This is a genomic window from Streptomyces viridosporus T7A, from assembly GCF_008704515.1.
GTDB lineage: Bacteria > Actinomycetota > Actinomycetes > Streptomycetales > Streptomycetaceae > Streptomyces > Streptomyces viridosporus.
In genome coordinates this window covers 5,206,388-5,223,741 of sequence record NZ_CP023700.1, presented here as the reverse complement: position 1 = coordinate 5,223,741, position 17,354 = coordinate 5,206,388, and the positions used below count along the sequence as shown (strand labels likewise).

Annotated in this window: 15 protein-coding genes; 5 read left to right on the top strand and 10 right to left on the bottom strand. The window is 73.0% G+C overall.

Translation table 11 applies throughout. The annotated features are described in order from the left end of the window. Positions 1–25: 25 nt before the first annotated feature. The 5 genes from CP969_RS24305 to CP969_RS24285 all read right to left on the bottom strand — a co-directional run bounded on the left by CP969_RS24305 (position 26) and on the right by CP969_RS24285 (position 7,848). Positions 26–3,343 carry a S8 family peptidase gene (locus CP969_RS24305; protein ID WP_171817468.1) on the bottom strand — a complete coding sequence of 1,106 codons (3,318 nt, stop codon included), beginning with the start codon at positions 3,341–3,343 and terminating at the stop codon, positions 26–28. A 220-nt stretch (positions 3,344–3,563) separates the two neighbouring features. Further along, complete coding sequence (locus CP969_RS24300) at positions 3,564–4,247, bottom strand: ABC transporter ATP-binding protein (protein WP_004984080.1); 684 nt, start codon at positions 4,245–4,247, stop codon at positions 3,564–3,566. Positions 4,248–4,327: 80 nt separating this feature from the next. Next, positions 4,328–5,788, bottom strand: a complete 1,461-nt coding sequence (locus CP969_RS24295; protein ID WP_016824856.1) for an ABC transporter permease — start codon at positions 5,786–5,788, stop codon at positions 4,328–4,330. 178 nt (positions 5,789–5,966) lie between these two features. Next, positions 5,967–7,223 (bottom strand): L,D-transpeptidase, encoded by a 1,257-nt coding sequence (locus CP969_RS24290; protein WP_004984082.1) that lies wholly within the window; start codon positions 7,221–7,223, stop codon positions 5,967–5,969. A 223-nt stretch (positions 7,224–7,446) separates the two neighbouring features. Then, positions 7,447–7,848, bottom strand: a complete 402-nt coding sequence (locus CP969_RS24285) for a hypothetical protein (RefSeq protein ID WP_004984083.1) — start codon at positions 7,846–7,848, stop codon at positions 7,447–7,449. Positions 7,849–7,996: 148 nt separating this feature from the next. Here CP969_RS24285 and CP969_RS24280 point away from each other — a divergent pair, with 148 nt between their 5' ends. Continuing rightward, on the top strand, positions 7,997–8,323 hold the full coding sequence (locus tag CP969_RS24280) for a hypothetical protein (protein ID WP_171817469.1): 327 nt from the start codon (positions 7,997–7,999) through the stop codon (positions 8,321–8,323). Positions 8,324–8,455: 132 nt separating this feature from the next. Here the strand turns inward: CP969_RS24280 and hutH are convergent, their stop codons facing one another. The 3 genes from hutH to CP969_RS24265 form a co-directional block, all read right to left on the bottom strand. Then, positions 8,456–9,994 carry a histidine ammonia-lyase gene (gene hutH, locus CP969_RS24275; RefSeq protein WP_026084922.1) on the bottom strand — a complete coding sequence of 513 codons (1,539 nt, stop codon included), beginning with the start codon at positions 9,992–9,994 and terminating at the stop codon, positions 8,456–8,458. A 108-nt stretch (positions 9,995–10,102) separates the two neighbouring features. Beyond that, positions 10,103–11,251, bottom strand: coding sequence for a GGDEF domain-containing protein (locus CP969_RS24270; protein WP_016824858.1), 1,149 nt, complete (start codon positions 11,249–11,251; stop codon positions 10,103–10,105). A gap of 98 nt (positions 11,252–11,349) precedes the next feature. Further along, the gene (locus CP969_RS24265) at positions 11,350–12,150 is read right to left on the bottom strand and encodes an enoyl-CoA hydratase/isomerase family protein (protein ID WP_016824859.1); all 801 of its coding nucleotides are present in this window, start codon (positions 12,148–12,150) and stop codon (positions 11,350–11,352) included. A 204-nt stretch (positions 12,151–12,354) separates the two neighbouring features. On the opposite strand from CP969_RS24265, the gene CP969_RS24260 reads away from it, so the two are divergent. Further along, positions 12,355–12,939 (top strand): hypothetical protein, encoded by a 585-nt coding sequence (locus tag CP969_RS24260; protein WP_051044403.1) that lies wholly within the window; start codon positions 12,355–12,357, stop codon positions 12,937–12,939. Here CP969_RS24260 and CP969_RS24255 read toward each other — a convergent pair. Both CP969_RS24255 and CP969_RS24250 read right to left on the bottom strand, forming a co-directional pair. Continuing rightward, on the bottom strand, positions 12,936–14,096 hold the full coding sequence (locus CP969_RS24255) for an adenylate/guanylate cyclase domain-containing protein (RefSeq protein WP_016824860.1): 1,161 nt from the start codon (positions 14,094–14,096) through the stop codon (positions 12,936–12,938). The genes CP969_RS24260 and CP969_RS24255 overlap by 4 nt on opposite strands. Positions 14,097–14,335: 239 nt before the next feature. After that, positions 14,336–15,202 (bottom strand): biotin--[acetyl-CoA-carboxylase] ligase, encoded by an 867-nt coding sequence (locus CP969_RS24250; RefSeq protein WP_026084923.1) that lies wholly within the window; start codon positions 15,200–15,202, stop codon positions 14,336–14,338. A gap of 110 nt (positions 15,203–15,312) precedes the next feature. Here CP969_RS24250 and CP969_RS24245 point away from each other — a divergent pair, with 110 nt between their 5' ends. The 3 genes from CP969_RS24245 (at position 15,313) to mmpB (ending at position 17,353) form a co-directional block, all read left to right on the top strand. Further along, positions 15,313–16,902, top strand: coding sequence for an acyl-CoA carboxylase subunit beta (locus CP969_RS24245; RefSeq protein ID WP_150474961.1), 1,590 nt, complete (start codon positions 15,313–15,315; stop codon positions 16,900–16,902). Between the two features lie 9 nt (positions 16,903–16,911). After that, positions 16,912–17,121 (top strand): acyl-CoA carboxylase epsilon subunit, encoded by a 210-nt coding sequence (locus CP969_RS24240; protein ID WP_150474960.1) that lies wholly within the window; start codon positions 16,912–16,914, stop codon positions 17,119–17,121. A gap of 103 nt (positions 17,122–17,224) precedes the next feature. Further along, positions 17,225–17,353, top strand: coding sequence for a morphogenic membrane protein MmpB (gene mmpB, locus CP969_RS34290; protein WP_016824863.1), 129 nt, complete (start codon positions 17,225–17,227; stop codon positions 17,351–17,353). The last annotated feature ends 1 nt before the right edge of the window (position 17,354 follow it).

The following is a 17,354-nucleotide window of genomic DNA, read 5'->3' as shown; positions in this document are numbered from 1 at the left end:
CGCACCCGGTCGGTGGACCGGCGGCTCACTTGCCGTGGTACGCGTTGTAGATCGAGAGCGTCGACGTGTTGCCCTTCTTGTCGGCGATCTTGGCGCGGAAGGAGATCGCCTTCCCCTTCGCCGGGTTCTTGACGGTGATCTTCCCCTTCGTGACGGTGGTCTTCTTCCAGGTCTTGCCGGAGTCGTAGGAGACGTACACCGAGAGCGACTTGAGGTTCTTGCCCTTGGCCGCGCCCTCGACGGTGACCGGGAAGGTGGCCTTCTTGCCGGCCGGGACCTTGCTGTCCAGCCCGGTGACCGCCTGGAAGCGGACCGTGGAGGCGGGCAGCTGCGTGAAGGCGGTGGTCTTCTTGGAGCGGAAGGTCCAGCTCGCGTCGATGCGGGTGGAGGCGGCGGCGACCCGGGCGCTGCGCTTGACCGAGGTGGTCAGCTTGTAGGAGGCGTCACCGGCCGGGACCGTGAACGCGTCCTCGCCGAGCAGCGGATCGCTGTGGGAGCCGATCTTCTTGCCGTTGCGGTAGAGGCTGGTGGTGGCCGAGGTGAAGTCCGAGGAGCCGGCGTGGCCCTTGCCGTCGGCGAACAGCGGCAGGAGGCCGACGATGGTGTTCCCGTCCCGGAAGAGACCGTAGTCCGCGCTCAGACGCGGGCCGAAGACCGCCGTGTTGAACCTCTTGGTGTACTTCTTGCCGGCCTTGAAGGTCTGCGGCTCGCCCAGCGTGTAGAAGGCGTCGGTCAGGGGACGGCCGTCCGCGTCCTTGCCCGCGCGCTGCTCGAGGTCGAACGACCACCGGATCTTCTCCGCCGTCGACAGGTACAGGGTGCGCGTGCCGGGGAGCTTCTGCTCGGCCGGGGCGCCGAACACGAAGTCGTCGGGCAGCATGCCGAAGGTGTAGACACCGCCGGTCTTGCCGGGGGCCGCGGCGCCCAGTTCGAGCTTCGCCGTGGCGAGTTCGCCCGCCTTGAAGTGCCGGACCTTCTTGCCCTGGATCTTCTTCACCTTGGCGCTGGTGGCCACGTCGTACTGGGTGCTCGCGCCCTTGGTCCACTGGCCGTTCCAGGTCTGCTGGATCCCGCCGGGGGCCTCCGGGCCGAGGTGGGCCATCCGCAGGTCGGCGAAGGACTCGACGGAGGCGCCGATGCCGACCATCGCCGTGTCGTAGGTGTAGCCGATGGTCGCGGAGAGCGGCTTGGCCTTGGGGTCCGGCACGGTGATGTCCGCCGCCCGGGTGGTGCGTGCGTCGAGTGTCAGCGTGGTGTCCTTGGTGACGCTCAGCTTCGGCTGGACCAGCCAGTCGATGCCGCCCTCGAGCGCCGCGAAGTCCTTGGCGATCCAGGAGTCCACCAGGTAGGTGCCCTTGGGCACGCGCAGGGTGGCGGTGTCGGTGGCCGGGGCGCCGTAGCCGCGGCCGGAGCCCAGGCCCGCGTAGCCGATCAGGTCGGTGAGGTGCTCGGTCGTGGGCTTGCCGTCCCGGCCGATGTGCCGGACGGTCACGTCGTACGACTCGACCTCGCGCTGCACCGCGGCGGCCGTGCGGACCGTCTGCCCGCCGCCCGTGGCGACCACGTACGCGGAGTACGCGCCGTCGACCGTGCCGCCGAGCCGGGTGTCGGCGGTCATGTCGACGGAGGCGCTGCCGCCCGCCGGGACGGTCACCGTGGTGGCGCCCAGCGTGAAGAAGCCGGCCGGGGCCGCCTTGCCCTTGGGGTCGGTGGCGGTCGACGTCAGCTTCAGCGTGACGTCCTGGGTGCCGAGGTTGCGGTAGGTCAGCTGCTTGGTGACCGGCTCGTCGTCGGTGTGCGGCCACTGCTGGACGCCGAAGCTCACCGAGACCGGGTCGGCGATCACGGTCTGCTGGAGCGCCTTGTCGGCCTGGATCCGGCCCGAACCCTGCTCGAACGGGGTGTACTTGCCGCCCTTGGTGGAGCCGGTGAGCGCGCCCTTCAGCTCGGCGGGGGTCCAGTCGGGGTGCTGCTGCTTCAGGAGGGCCGCCGCGCCCGCGACGTGCGGGGTCGCCATCGACGTGCCGGAGATGGTCATGTAGCCGGCCGGCCCCTCACCGACCTCCTGGGCGATGTCGTTGCCCTTCCCCGAGGCGGCCGTGATGTCCACGCCGGGAGCGGTGACGTCCGGCTTGATGGCGCCGTCGCCGAGGCGGGGGCCGGTGGAGGAGAAGTCGGCGAGCTTGTCCTTGTCGTCGACGGCGCCGACGGTGAGGGCGGCGTCCGCGCTGCCGGGCGAACCGATCGACTCCGGGCCCTCGTTGCCGGCCGCGATGGCGAACAGGACGCCCTTCTCGGCGGACAGCTTGTCGACCGCCGCCTCCAGCGGGTCGGTCTCCGGTGTGTCCATGCCGCCCAGGCTCATGTTGACGACGTCGGCGCCCTGCGCGGCCGCCCACTCCATGCCGGCGAGGATGCCGGAGTCGTCGCCGAAACCGGAGTCGTCGAGGACCTTGCCGTTGAGGATCTCGGCGCCGGGTGCGACGCCCTTGTACTTGCCCTTGGACTGGGCGCCCGTGCCCGCCGCGATCGAGGCGACGTGGGTGCCGTGGCCCACCTTGTCGCCGGTGCCCGGCGCGGCGGTGAAGTTCTTGGACGCGCTCACCCGGCCCTTCAGGTCCGGATGGGCCGTGTCGACACCGGTGTCCAGGACGGCGATCTTCACGCCCTTGCCGTCGTAGCCGGCGGACCACGCCTTGGGGGCGCCGATCTGCCCGACGGACGTGTCGAGGGCGGCCCTGCGGACCCCGTCCAGCCAGACGTGGGCGATGCCGGAGGCGGTCCGGTCGCCGTTGGTGACGGCGTTCCACAGCTCGGACGCGTCCTCGTGCGGGGTCCGCACCGCGTCCGCGTTCAGGGACGTCAGGGCCCGGCGGAGCTCGCCCGCTTCGCGGACCTCGGCCTTGGCGGTCCGTGCGGCGCCCTGGTAGCCGACGATGACCTTCAGTCCCTGTTTCTGGGAGTTGCGGGTCGCGGCCTTGCCGAGTTCGGTGATGTCGAAGAGCCGCCGGTCGAGCTTGCCGCTCGCGACCAGCCGGGCGGCGTCCGCCGGCAGCACGAGGGTGTGGCCGTCGACCTTGCGGATCTGGACGGGTATGTGTTCCCGCCCCTCGGCCCGCTCGAGGCCGACGACGCGGCCCGTGGCGTCCACGGCGACCCGGTCGCCGGTGATCAGTGTGATGTGCTGCGTGGCCTTGAGCGAGGACGTCTTCGCCGACGCCTTCGCCGACGGCTGTCCGGCGGCGGCCGTGCGCTCCCCGCTCGCCGCCGCCGGTCCGGTCATGCCGGCCGCGAGGGCCACGGCGGCGGCCGTGGCGACCGTGGCCGCGCATGCTCTTTTCACTTGTCTGCGCAAGGTTCCCCCTAGCGGAGTTGCCGGGTGAACTCCCCGTCACCCGGTCGGGGGTGGTCTCGTACGCATGCGCGCACCCCCCGGAGCACGCAGTATGCCGAGGGGTGATCAAGCGCCTCAAGGGCTGTGGAAAAGGTGGGCAAGTCGCCGGGCGACTGTAACGTCACCGCCGGAACTCCGTTACAGAACCGCGTGGTGAGGCCTCGTCGGCTCAGGCCCCGGTGTTCTCCCGCACGGTGATCCGTCCCTCGCGGATCGTCGCCAGGCGCGGGGCCTCCCGCGCGATCGCCGAGTCGTGGGTGACCATGACGAAGGTGAGCCCGAGCTCCTTCCACATCCGGATGAGCACGTCCATGATCTCGTCGCGCATCGACTCGTCGAGGTTTCCGGTCGGTTCGTCGGCGAGCAGCACCTTCGGCTCCTTCACCAGGGCCCGCGCGATGGCCACCCGCTGCTGCTGACCGCCGGACATCTCGCCGGGCAGATGCCCGAGCCGCTCGCCGAGCCCCACCGAGGCGAGCGCCTCGGCGGCCTTCTCCCGGCGCTCCTTCGCCCTCACCCCGAGCGGGACGAGCGCGGTCTCGACGTTCTCCTGCGCGGTGAGCGTGGGGATCAGGTTGAAGGACTGGAAGACGAAGCCGATGTTCTCGCTGCGCACCCGGGTGAGCCGGGCCTCGGGCAGCTTGGCCAGGTCGGTCCCGTCGAGGAGGATCTCGCCGGAGCTGGGCCGGTCGAGCCCGCCGAGCATCTGCAGCAGTGTGGACTTGCCGCCGCCCGTGGGCCCCTGGATGACGAGCCGGTCTCCGTCGGCGATGGTCAGGTCGATGCCGTCGAGGGCCTGGACGGTCTCCTTGCCGCGCGGGTAGCGCCGGGTGACGCCTCTGAGTTCGTACATGGGTCAACTCCTGGATCGTGTACGGGAAGTGGGGGCCCGGCCGCTGCCGTGCGGCCCCCGGACGCGGTGCCGGGCGGGCGTCACTCCACGCGGCGCAGCGCGTCGGCCGGCCGCAGCCGCGAGGCGCGCAGGCCGCCGAAGGCGCCGGCGACCAGACCGCCGGCCAGCGCGAGGCCGACCGCGAGGGCGAGGGTGGTGAGGTCGACGGGCGCGCTGAGCGCGACGTCGAGGGTCCGGGCGGCCTGCCGCCCGGGGCCGCCGGGACCACCGCCGCCGGGGCCGCCCGTGCCGCCGCCGAGTTGGGCCTGCAGGGTGGGACTGGCCGAGGTGACGGCGTACGCGCCCGCCAGGCCGAGCGCGATGCCGAGGACGCCGCCGACCAGGCCGGTGACCACGGCCTCGCCGGCCACCTGCCGGGTCACCCGGCCCGAGGACCAGCCCAGCGCCTTGAGCGTGCCGAACTCGCGCACCCGGCGGGAGACCGCCGAGGAGGTGAGCAGACCGGCGACGAGGAACGCGGCCACGAGCACCGTGACGGACAGCCACCTGCCGACGCCGGTGGCGAGCGAGGAGGCGGTGGACAGGGAACCGGAGACGGTGTCCGCGAGGTCGGCGGAGGTGGTGACGGTCGTGCCCGGGACGTTCTTCCGGATCGCGGACTTGACGTCGTCGATCCGCTGGGAGTCGGTCGCCTTGACGTAGACGGTGGTGACCTCGTCCTCGGCGTCGGCGAGCGTCTGGGCCTGCTTCAGCGGGATGTAGAGGTTGGCCGCGGCGTCCCCGCTGGTGGCGGTCGCGATACCGATGACCTTGTACTCGGTGCCCTTGACGGTGACGGTGTCACCGGCCTCGAGCTCCTTCTCCTCGGCGTAGGCGGAGTCGACGACGGCCACCTCCGCATCGGTCTCGGTCGCCTCGAAGGTGCGGCCGGTGGTGATCTCGGAGGACGTCAGCGGGCCGAGGGCGGACTCGGTGACGTCGGTGCCGTAGACGGTGTAGCTGTTGACGTCGAACTCGGCGCCGCCGCCCTGCACCCGCCCCTGCGGGGAGGAACCGCCACCGCCCGGACCACCGTCCGGGCCGCCCTGCCCGCTCCGGCCGTCCTGCTGCACCTGTCCCCGCCTGAACTGGCCGCTGACCTTGACGACCTGCAGGCTCAGTCCGCCCACCGCGTCGGCCACACCGCTCAGTTCGCCGACCTCGTCCACGGTGGAGCTCGCCAGGGTCTGGAAGCCCTGCACCATGACGCGGTCGCTGGACTGCTCCTCGTCGGAGCCCTCGTCCTGCGCGTCGAACTCGAAGCGCGGGCGCCGGGGCCGGTCCGAGCCGGAGTCCGAGGGCGGCTCCGCGGCCTTGGTGACCGTCATGTCGGTGCCCAGGCCGTACAGCGACTCCAGGACCTTGTCCTGTGCCTTGCCCGTGCCGGAGGACACGGAGGTGACCACGATGACCAGCGCGATGCCGAGCGCGAGGCCGGAGGCGACGACGAGGGCCGCCCTTCTGCGGCGGCGCAGCTCGCGCCTCAGGTAGGTGAAGAACATGGCGGCACGTTAGGAACGGTGCCTGATGAAGTGTTGAGCCCGGGATGAGAGCCCCATGAGAAGGCCGCGCAGGTGGAACGGGGAGCGGGGCCGGGGGAAGACCGGTGCCGCCGCCCGCCCTCGGCAGGGCGGACGGCGGCACCGGTCGGACGGGGTGAGGCTCCGTGAGCGGGTGGGATCAGAGGGCCGAGCCGGCCTTCCACTGCTCCCAGTCCATGTTCCAGCCGCTGAAGCCGTTGTCCGGGGCGATCGTCTTGTCGCCGGTGTTCTGGACGACGACCACGTCACCGATCATCGAGTTGTTGTAGAACCAGGCGCCGGGCGTGTTCGGGTCGCCCGCGCCCTTGGTGTCGGACAGGCCCACGCAGCCGTGGCTGGTGTTGGCGCTGCCGAAGATGGACTTGGCGGCCCAGTAGTTGCCGTGGATGAAGGTGCCGGAGGTGCTCAGGCGCATGGCGTGCGGGACGTCCTTGATGTCGTACTCGCCCTTGCCGTCGTCGTCGGTGAAGCCGACGGTCGCGCCGTTCATCCGGGTCTCCTTGAACTTCTCGGAGATGACCATCTGGCCCTCCCACGTCTTGTTCTCGGGCGACCCGGCGGAGATCGGGATGGTCCGGATGGTCTTGCCGTCCTGAGTGACCTTCATCTGCTTGGTCTTGGCGTCGACGTAGGAGACCTGGTTGCGGCCGATCTTGAAGGTGACCGTCTTCTGCTGGACGCCGTAGACGCCCTCGGCGCCCTCGACCCCGTCGAGCGCCAGCTTGAGGGTGACGGTGGAGCCCTCCTGCCAGTAGTCGTCGGGACGGCAGTCCATGCGGTTGGGGTTGAACCAGTGGCAGGCGACCTCCTGGCCACTGGTGGTGGAGACGGTGATGCCCTTCTGGACCGCGGCCTTGTTGGTGATCGCCTTGTCGAAGTTGATCGACACCGGCATGCCGACGCCCACGGTGGTGCCGTCGTCCGGAGTGAAGTTGCCGATGAAGCTGTTGCTGGGCGAAACCGTGGTGAAGGAGGCGTTCTCGTGGGCGGCGCGGCCCTCGGAGTCCTCGGCGGCGACCGTCACCTTGTAGGTGGTGGCGCGCTCCAGTTGGGCGTCGGGCTTCCAGCTCTTCTTGTCGGCGGATATCTGCCCGGAGACGGCCGTGCCGTCCGCGGTCGTCATCTTCACCTCGGTGAGCGTGCCCTTGGCCACGGTCACGGCGGCGGAGTTGTTGATGGAGGCGTTGGTGGTGCCGTCCTTCGGCGTGATCTTGATCTGGGCTTCGGAGGTCTTCTTGGCCGCCGCCTCGTCGACCTGGGCCTGCGAGGCACCCCCGCCCTTGCCGCTGTCGTTTCCGGCGTCGTCGCCACCCCCGGAACAGGCCGAGAGCACCAGCACACCGCCGAGCAGAGCGGACGCGGTCGCCAGACCCCTGCGCCGCTTACCGTCCGTCATCACACGCTTCTCCATCGTCGCCGAATCCCAACCCCACGAGCCCCGGCCCGAAGCCGGGACCTCGTCCTAACCATCAACGCTACGACCGGGTGATCCGGTTCCCCACGGCCCATGGGTGTGGGGCTCGCCACGTCCGCCGCGGCGGCGCGCCGACCGGCGCGCCGACCGGGACGCCGTGGCCCCGGACCGCGGTCGCCGCCCGGGGTACGACTGCCGGGCGGCCTCAGCGGCCCCCGCCCGCCCCGCGCGCGTCACCGCCGCCGCGGCCCTCTTCCTCGTACCCGTTCCCGCCCTCCTCGTTCCCCCCGTCGTACTCGTCAACTCCCCCGTGTCCGCTGCCGTACGGCTCCTCGTCGTCGTCCTCGTCGAGGTCCCACTCCGGTGCGTCGGGGTCGTAGTCGATCCGCTCGCTGCTCCACGAGGCCTGCTGGAGTTCGACCCCCGGCACCTCGCCGACCAGGCCGAACGGGTCGACGAGATGGGCGAGGGCCTCGGCTGTGTCCTCCGTCACAGCGCTTTCGGCGTGCGCCCGTTCCGCGGCCGGCATGCCGTCGTCGGCCGCGATCCTGCGCAGCGCGGCCCCGGTCACCGCTTCCTCGTCGTCCACCTCGAGGACGAGGTCCACTCGAATCCTGACAAAACGTGACGCCTCTGGAGTGCTCATGTCCGGAGCGTACGGCCCCGGGAGGCCGTGACTTTCCTGTGACCCGCGCCTTTCACTACCATCGGCCCACACGGCCAATTCGCCAGCGCCACAAGGGGATCGATATTCCGTGTCATCCGCGCTCCGTCCGTTGCTGACCGCCACCACCGCGGGCACCCTGCTGTGCGCCCTGTGGTTCGTTCCGTCCGCGAACGCGACCTCGGACGCTCCGGCGGGAGAGTCGACCTCGGCGAGCCCGTCTCCGCAGGTCACGGAACAGGCAAGAATCGTGTCCGGCACCACGCAGGCGTCCCTGCACGGCACCGGCCAGGAGGTCCGGCTCGCCGACACCGGCAGCTTCGACAGCACTCCCTACCTCGTCGGCGGCACGGCCTGCCTGGCCCTGGGCGCCGGGTTCGTCGTCTACTCGGTGCGCCGCGAGCGCTTCGGCCACTGAACCGCCCTCCCCGGCACGGGCCGCGGGCCGCCGGCCCGCAGGGGGTGGCGTCCCGTCAGTCCCGCGGTGCCCCGGTCACTTCCGGGTCGGCCCTCCGGGGCCCCGCGGCACCTCCCCAAAACCCCGGCCGGTTCAGCGCAGCGGTCCGGTGACCGTCTCCGCGGCCGCGACCAGCCGCCCGTCGCGGACGAACGCCTCCGCCGCGGCGAGGTCGGGCGCGAGGTACCGGTCCGGTCCCGGGCCCTCCACCCCCGCCTCCCGCACGGCCTCGATCACGGCCCGCGTCGCGGGCGCGGGCGTCAGCCCCTCGCGCAGCTCCACCGCGCGCGTGGCGGCGTACAGTTCGACGGCGATGACCCGGGTGAGGCCGTCCACGGCCGTGCGCAGCTTGCGCGCCGCCGACCAGCCCATGGAGACGTGGTCCTCCTGCATCGCGGAGGACGGGATCGAGTCCGCCGACGCCGGTACGGCGAGCCGCTTCAGCTCGCTCACCAGTGCGGCCTGGGTGTACTGAGCGATCATCAGCCCGGAGTCGACACCGGCGTCGTCGGCGAGGAACGGCGGCAGCCCGTGGCTGCGGTTCTTGTCCAGCAGCCGGTCGGTGCGGCGCTCGGCGATGGAGCCGAGGTCGGCGGCGGCGATGGCGAGGAAGTCCAGGACGTAGGCGATCGGTGCCCCGTGGAAGTTGCCGTTGGACTCGACCCGCCCGTCCGGCAGCACCACCGGATTGTCGACCGCGGAGGCGAGTTCGCGCTCGGCGACCAGCCGGGCGTGGGCCAGGGTGTCCCGCCCGGCGCCCGCGACCTGCGGGGCGCAGCGCACCGAGTAGGCGTCCTGGACCCGGGGCGCGTCGTCCTGGTGATGGCCCGTCATCCCCGAACCCTTCAGCACGGCCAGCATGTTGGCGGCGCTGGCGGCCTGCCCCGGGTGCGGGCGGATGGCGTGCAGCTCGGGGACGAGCACCTTGTCGGTGCCGAGCAGCGCCTCCAGGCTGAGGGCGGCCGTGACGTCGGCGGACCGGTAGAGGGTCTCCAGGTCGGCGAGGGCCATGACGAGCATGCCGAGCATGCCGTCGGTGCCGTTGAGGAGGGCGAGCCCCTCCTTCTCGCGCAGCTCGACGGGCCGGATGCCGTGCTCGGCGAGCAGGTCGCCGGCGGGCCGCACGCTCCCGTCGGGCCCTTCGGCCTCCCCCTCGCCCATCAACGCGAGGGCGCAGTGGGACAGCGGGGCCAGGTCGCCCGAGCAGCCGAGGGAGCCGTACTCGTGCACGACCGGGGTGATCCCGGCGTTCAGCACCTCGGCCATGGTCCGCGCGACCTCGGGCCTGACCCCGGTGCGCCCGGAGCAGACGGTCTTCAACCGCAGGAACATCAGGGCGCGGACGACCTCCCGCTCCACGCGCGGCCCCATCCCGGCGGCGTGCGAGCGGACGATGTTGCGCTGCAGCCGGCCGCGCAGCTCGGGGCTGATGTGCCGGGTGGCGAGGGCGCCGAAACCGGTGCTCACGCCGTACACGGGGTCCGGCTTGGCGGCCAGGGCGTCCACGATCCCGCGGGACGCGGCGAGGGCGGCCACCGCCTGGGCGGACAGTTCGACGCGGGCACCGCCGCGCGCCACGGCGAGCACGTCGGACGCGGTCACCCCGGACGTCCCCACCACCACAGTGTGCATATCCATATTCAGGAGCGTACGCAGTGAATTCAACGATGTCACCACCGGGAACCCGGTCCGCCCCTTACCGGCGCGTCACACCCGCCGGAGCCGCGGCGGGGCGTGCGGTCACGGCGAGTGCCGCCCCCGGAACCGGCGCCGCTCCCCGTCCGCCCCCCGCGGCGGCTCGTCCGCGAGCCGCACGACGGGATCGTCGAGGCCCTCCCGCCCGGCGACGACGGGACGGTCGGACCGGTCGGCCTTGGCCCGGTACTGCGCCGCGTCGGCCAACCGGAACAGCCGCCGGGCGGAGTGCACCGGCCCGACGGGGGCCTCGGTGGACGCCACCCCGCAGGCGACGCCGTCGCCGATCCCGAGGTCGACGGCCCGGCGGCACACCTCGTCGGCCGCCTTGACCACCTCGTCGGCGGACGGCCCCACGGACAGCAGGCAGAACTCGTCGCCGCCGAGCCGCGCCGCCAGGGCCCCCGGCAGCATCGCCCCGCACAGCGACAGCACGCTCCCGAACCGCTCCAGCAGCCGGTCCCCGACCGCGTGCCCGAGGGTGTCGTTGACCTTCTTCAGCCCGTTGACGTCGCACACCACGAGACTGACGACGGCCCCGTCCCGGCGGTGCCGCTCGATCGCCTCGTCGAGCCGCGCGTCCACGGCCCGGCGGTTGGCCAGCCCGGTCAACGCGTCCGTGAACGCCAGCCGGCGGGCCTCCTCCAGCCGCTCGGTCTGCGCGATCCCGGCGGCGACGACGGCGGCCAGGACGGTGGCGAAGTCGGCGTCGCCCCGCCCGAAGACGGGCGCGCCCACCGGCCGGGCCACGTACAGCTCCCCCCACGCCCGCCCGTGCAGCACGATCGGAGCGACCACGCAGCACCCCCGTCCGCGCCGCCGCAGCGCCGCCACCCGCTGGTGGCAGTAGCCCGGCCGTCCCTCCGCCGGCCCCTCGGCCACCTCCACCCAGGCGTCGGGCTCACCGCCGCCGGCCCACCGCTCGTGCAGGAACTCGGTGATCTCGGCGAACTGGTGCACCGGGTAGGACTCGTCGTCGGGGAACCCCTCCTCCCCCTCGGCCAGTTCCCCGACGTTCACCAGGACCCTCAGCCGCCCGAGCTCCCGCTCCCACATCGACAGCGCGGCGAAGCTCCCGCCCAGCGCCCGGCAGGCCCCGCCCGCCGCGGCCCGCCAGGCCTCCCGCGAGCTCTGCGCGGCGGCCATGCCCTGGGCCAGCGCCACCACGGCCGCCAGCCGGCTGTCCTCACCCATCCCTCCAGGCTAGGGAGATTCCGGGCGAACGGGTACATTAACCGTGCGAACGGGGACCGCCCGCGACGGGGCGGTCCCGGGACCGCGACGAGCCTCCGCTACTCTCCCGGCCAGTTCGGCCTGCGCTTCTCGTTGAAGGCGGCGACCCCCTCCGCCCGGTCGCCCGAGAACGCCACCGACCGCCAGGCCGCGTCCTCGACCTCGAGACCGGCGGACAGGTCCAGCCCGTGCCCGAGGCGCAGCGCCCGCTTGGCCGCCCGCAGCCCCACCGGGGAGTTCGCGGCGATCCGGGACGCCAGGGCCAGGGCCGCCTCCCGGTCCCGCCCCTCCTCCACCAGCTCGTCGACGAGCCCCAGCTCCCGGGCCTCGGCGGCCTCCACCCGCCGCGCCGTGAAGATCAGCTCGGCGGCGCGCGCCGCGCCCACCCGCCGGGGCAGCAGCTGCGTACCGCCGCCGCCCGGGATCACCCCGACGGACACCTCGGGCAGCCCCACCACGGCCGTGCGGTCGGCCACGATCACGTCGCACGACAGGGCCAGCTCGAAACCGCCGCCCAGGGCGAACCCGTGCACCGCCGCGACCGTGGGCACCGGCAGTTCGAGCACCCCGGTGTACGCCCCGCGCGCCACCGGGCGCTGGCGCACCAGGTCGGCGTCGCTGAAGGAGTTGCGCTCCTTCAGGTCGGCCCCCACGCAGAACGCCCGCTCGTGCGACGAGGTCAGCACCACCACCCGGACGTCCCGGTCCTCCGCCAGCGCCGCACAGGCCCCGGCGAGGGAGCGGGCCATCCCGGTCGACACGGCGTTCATGGCCCCCGGCCGGTCGAGGACGAGCTCCGCGACATGCCCCTGCTCGTGCCGGCGCACCAGCACGAACTCCCCGAACCGTTCCTCACTCATGACATCCTCCGGTTAACGCGGGTTAACATCGCTCGCCCCGATCATCGCAGCCCGACGCCCGCCCGGAAAAGGGCACGCGCCCGCTTCCCCCGCCCACCCGTTCGAGTGACATCCGGCCGACTCCGGCGGCTCCTCCCCGGGGGAGCGCATAACGTGCGCTCCACCGCGGCGCATCGGGGGCGCGTCCGCAGGGGAGGGATCGCGATGACACCGAACACGCCCGCACCACACCCCGGCACACCACCGGGACGCGCCGGTTCGCGCCTCCGGGGTCGTCACCGCAGGCCCCGCCCCCGCAAGGTCCTGCCGGCCCTCGGCGGCCTGGCCCTGGCCGCGGGCGCCCTGGGCCTCGTCCGCCTCGTCTCCGGCCCGGGCGGCGAAGACATCGGCGTGGAGGCCGTCCCCCGGCCGAGCGCCTCCACCCGTACGCCCGCCACCGCCACGAGCGGCACCCCGGGCCCACCGTCCCGCACCCCCGGGGCCGGCCCTTCCTCCCCCACCGCCCTGGGCGGCCAGGCCCCGGTCACGCTCACCCCGGGCACGTCCGCACCCCCCGCCCCGGCACGCTCCACGGCCACCACGGCCGCCACGGCCACCACCCCGGCCGTCCCGTCGACCGCCCCGCCCCCGGACCCGACGACCCGGGTACCGGGCCCGGTCACTCCCCCACCACCGGCACCGTCCCGCACCCGGACGCCCCCGCCCGTGGAACCCCCACCGGCCCGACCGGGCGAGCCCGGCCCCGTCGTGTGCGTACCGGTCATCGACCTGTGCGTCGGCGTGCGCTAGGACGTCCCGTTCCGGCGGGTGAGCAGCCAGGGCTCCACCACGCCGAGACCGCGCACCGGCCGCTGCCACATCGGCTGCAGGGCGAACCGGTACGTCGGCGGCTCCTCGCCCTCCTTCTCCGCCGCGGCCGCCGCCTCGGCCGCCGCCGCCTCGGAGGCGGGAGCGTCACCGGCGCGGATCAGTTCCTCGGCGAAGGCGGTGTCGACGAGCACGGCGTCCCGCGGGGCTATGGACGTGAGCCGGGAGGCCAGATTGACCGTGGTGCCGAAGACATCGCCCATCCGGGTGGTCACGGTGCCGAGCGCCATGCCGACCCGCAGCTCCGGCATCGTCTCGTCGTTCGCCAGGGTCTCGATCAGCATGAGGGCGATCTCCGCGGCGGTCCCCGCGTCGTCGGCGACGTACAGCACCTCGTCGCCCAGCGTCTTGATCAGCCGTCCGCCCCGGGCCGCGACGAGATCGGCGGCGGTGGTCTCGAAGGCCTCGACGAGCTCACCGAGTTCCTCCTCCTCCATCCGCCGGGTGAGCCGTGTGAACCCCACGAGGTCGGCGAACGCGACGGCGAGCCGCCGGTCCACCATCTCCTCGTCGTCGGCCCCCTGCACCACCCGCCCGGCCGAGGCGGCGAGCTGGCGCCGCCAGACGTACACCAGGAACTCCTGCAGCTCGGGCAGGAGCAGCTCGACGATCGGGTACGTCACCTCGGTGCGGGTCATCCCCGGCTCGGGCGGCTCGGTCAGCCCCTCCAGGAACGAGTCCATCTGCCATTCGGCCAGCCGTGCGGTGGTCTGCCCGGTGGACCGCGCCACCTGCACCGCCATGGCCTCGCTCAGCAGCCCCGCCTCCACCAGACCGGCCAGCCGGCGCAGCGCCAGTACGTCCGCCTCCGTGAGCGCCTTGGCCTGCCCCACGTCGGCGAAGCCCATGGCCCGCCAGAACCGCGTGGCCAGCTCCATGGTGACGCCGGCGCTGCGGGCCGCCTGAAAGGGCGTGTAACGGCGCTCGGCGCCCAGGATGAGCTGTTCGACGCGCAGAGCGAGCGGATCCTCGCCGGTGTCGGCGGGAGGGGGGTCCCCCCGTTCGTGCGAAGCCGGGAGTGGGGGAGGTTCCACCCCGCCCTGCGCGTCCGTACCGGAACCCGAGTCGTCGACGGTCACGCGTTGCTGCCCTTCCGATCTGCCACGGCCATGTTCGACCGGCCTCAACTCTACGGCAGGTGTGCGCCAGCTCACTCCGTTCGGTTGGGCCGGCGGTGAGACGGCCGCAGCCGCGTACGGCGGCGGGCCGGGACGGTGGTGGGCCGGGACGGTGGTGGGAAGGGGACGGGGCCGAGGTGTCCGCCCGCGGCGGCCGGCGCGGTGGCGACCGCGCCCGTCCGTGCGCCGCGGGCACCCGCTCACACGGAACGCAGGTGCACGATGTCCCCCGCCCCCACGGGCTCCTGCACCCCTTCCTTCGTGGCGATCACCAGCCGCCCGTCCCCGTCCACGGCGACCGCCTCCCCCACCATCGACCGCTCCCCCGGCAGCTCCGCCCGCACCATCCGCCCGAGCGTCGCGCACCCCGCCGCGTACGTCTCCTGCAGACCGCACGCCGAGGCATCGCCTCCGGCCGCCCGCCACCGCCCGTACCACTCCTCCAGCGCCCGCAGCATCCCCCGCAGCAGCGGGTCCCGGTCCGTGTTCACCGCCCCCGCCAGCGCCAGCGACCCCGCCGTCGGCACCGGCAGCTCGTCGGCGCGCAGGCTCACATTGATCCCGACGCCGACGACCACACCGCCCTCCCCGGCGCCCTCCGCCAGGATCCCCCCGGTCTTCCGTTCCTCTCCGTCCACCGTCACCAGCACGTCGTTGGGCCACTTCAGCGCCGTGTCCACGCCCGCCGCCCGCGACAGTCCCGTCGCCACCGCGACCCCCGTCAGCAGCGGCAGCCACCCCCACCGCGCCACCGGCACCTCACGAGGCGTCAGCAGCACGGAGAAGAACAGCCCCGACCGGGCCGGCGCCGTCCACTGCCGGTCCAGCCGCCCCCGCGCGGCCGTCTGCTCCTCGGCGACGAGCACGGTCCCCTCCCCCGCCCGCCCCTCGGCCGCCCACGCCACCAGGTCGGAGTTGGTCGACCCGGTCCGCTGCACCACCTCCACCCGGGACCACAGCGTCCCCTCCCGCACCAACCCCCGACGCAAGGCGCTCACGTTGAGGGGCGGCCGGTCCAGGTCCGACCAACGGTTTCCGAACGGCTCTGACGCATCTCGCGGAGTCATGCAACACACACTAGGTGTGGTAAACGCCGCACTGCCGACCACGGGACCCCCCACTACGCTACGGATGAGTAACCGACCCCCCTTTTGAGCAGGCAGGGAGCCGCATCCCGATGTCCGAGCCGGAAGAGCAGCAGCCCGACATCCATACGACCGCGGGGAAGCTCGCGGACCTCCGGCGCCGGGTGGAGGAGGCGACGCACGCCGGTTCCGCGCGGGCGGTGGCCAAGCAGCACGCCAAGGGCAAGCTGACCGCCCGGGAGCGGATCGCCCTGCTGCTGGACGAGGACTCCTTCGTGGAGCTGGACGAGTTCGCCCGGCACCGCTCCACCGGCTTCGGGCTGGAGGCCGACCGGCCCTACGGCGACGGGGTGGTGACCGGGTACGGCACCGTGGACGGCCGGCCGGTGGCGGTGTTCTCGCAGGACTTCACGGTCTTCGGCGGGGCGCTGGGCGAGGTGTACGGGCAGAAGATCGTCAAGGTGATGGACTTCGCGCTGAAGACCGGCTGCCCGGTGATCGGCATCAACGACTCCGGCGGCGCGCGGATCCAGGAGGGGGTGGCCGCGCTGGGCGCCTACGGGGAGATCTTCCGCCGCAACACCCACGCCTCCGGGGTGATCCCGCAGATCAGCCTGGTGGTGGGGCCGTGCGCGGGCGGCGCGGTGTACTCGCCGGCGATCACCGACTTCACCGTCATGGTGGACCAAACCAGCCACATGTTCATCACCGGCCCGGACGTGATCAAGACGGTGACCGGCGAGGAGGTGGGCTTCGAGGAGCTGGGCGGGGCCCGCACCCACAACACCGCCTCCGGGGTGGCCCACCACCTGGCCGGCGACGAGAAGGACGCGATCGAGTACGTCAAGCAGCTGCTGTCGTACCTGCCGTCCAACAACCTCGCCGAGCCGCCGGCGTTCCCGGAGGAGGCGGACCTGGCGGTCGGCGCGGCGGACCGGGAGCTGGACGCGCTGGTGCCGGACAGCGCGCACCAGCCCTACGACATGCGCGCGGTGCTCGAGCGGGTGCTGGACGACGGCGAGTTCTGCGAGACGCAGCCGCTGTTCGCGCCGAACATCCTCACCGGCTTCGGCCGCATCGAGGGCCGCCCGGTGGGCGTGGTGGCCAACCAGCCGCTGCAGTTCGCCGGCTGCCTGGACATCGCCGCCTCGGAGAAGGCGGCCCGGTTCGTGCGCACCTGCGACGCCTTCAACCTGCCGGTGCTCACCTTCGTGGACGTGCCCGGCTTTCTGCCCGGGGTGGGCCAGGAGCACGACGGCATCATCCGCCGCGGCGCCAAGCTGATCTACGCCTACGCCGAGGCCACCGTGCCGCTGATCACCGTGATCACCCGCAAGGCCTTCGGCGGCGCCTACGACGTGATGGGCTCCAAGCACCTGGGCGCCGACCTGAACCTGGCCTGGCCCACCGCGCAGATCGCGGTGATGGGCGCGCAGGGCGCGGTCAACATCCTGCACCGGCGCACCATCGCGGCCGCCGCCGATCCGGAGGCCGCCCGCGCCCGGCTGATCCGGGAGTACGAGGACGCCCTGCTCAACCCCTACACCGCCGCCGAGCGCGGCTACGTGGACGCGGTGGTCGCGCCCCGCGAGACCCGCCGCCACCTGGTGCGCGGGCTGCGCCAGCTGCGCACCAAGCGGGCCGCGCTGCCGCCGAAGAAGCACGGCAACATCCCGCTGTGAGGAGCCGACGTGACCATCAGGATCGTGCGGGGCAATCCGACCCCGGAGGAGCTGGCCGCCGCCCTGGCGGTGGTCCGGGCCCGCGCCGCGGCGGCGGCCGGGCCGCCCGGCGCGCCCGCCGCCCGGGATGCCTGGTCCGATCCGGCCCGCCTGGCCGCCCGCCGGCTGCCCGCGCCGGGGCCGGCCGCCTGGACCCGGACCTACTGGCCGGGCTCGTAGCACACAACACGTAGGGAAAGTCGTACGGAGCACGTACGGGAAGCGGAGAGTTGAGTACGCGTACTCAGGCGCCCGCTCGGTCCGGGGTCGGACGATGGAAGGCATGCTGTGGTCCGACCCCGAGAACGAGCCGCCGGAAGAACTGCGCGACACGCAGGCGATGCTGCGGCGACTGGGCGTTCTCATGGCGCTGGCCATGGTCCTCGCGATGCTCGTGATCGGCGTGAGGTGAG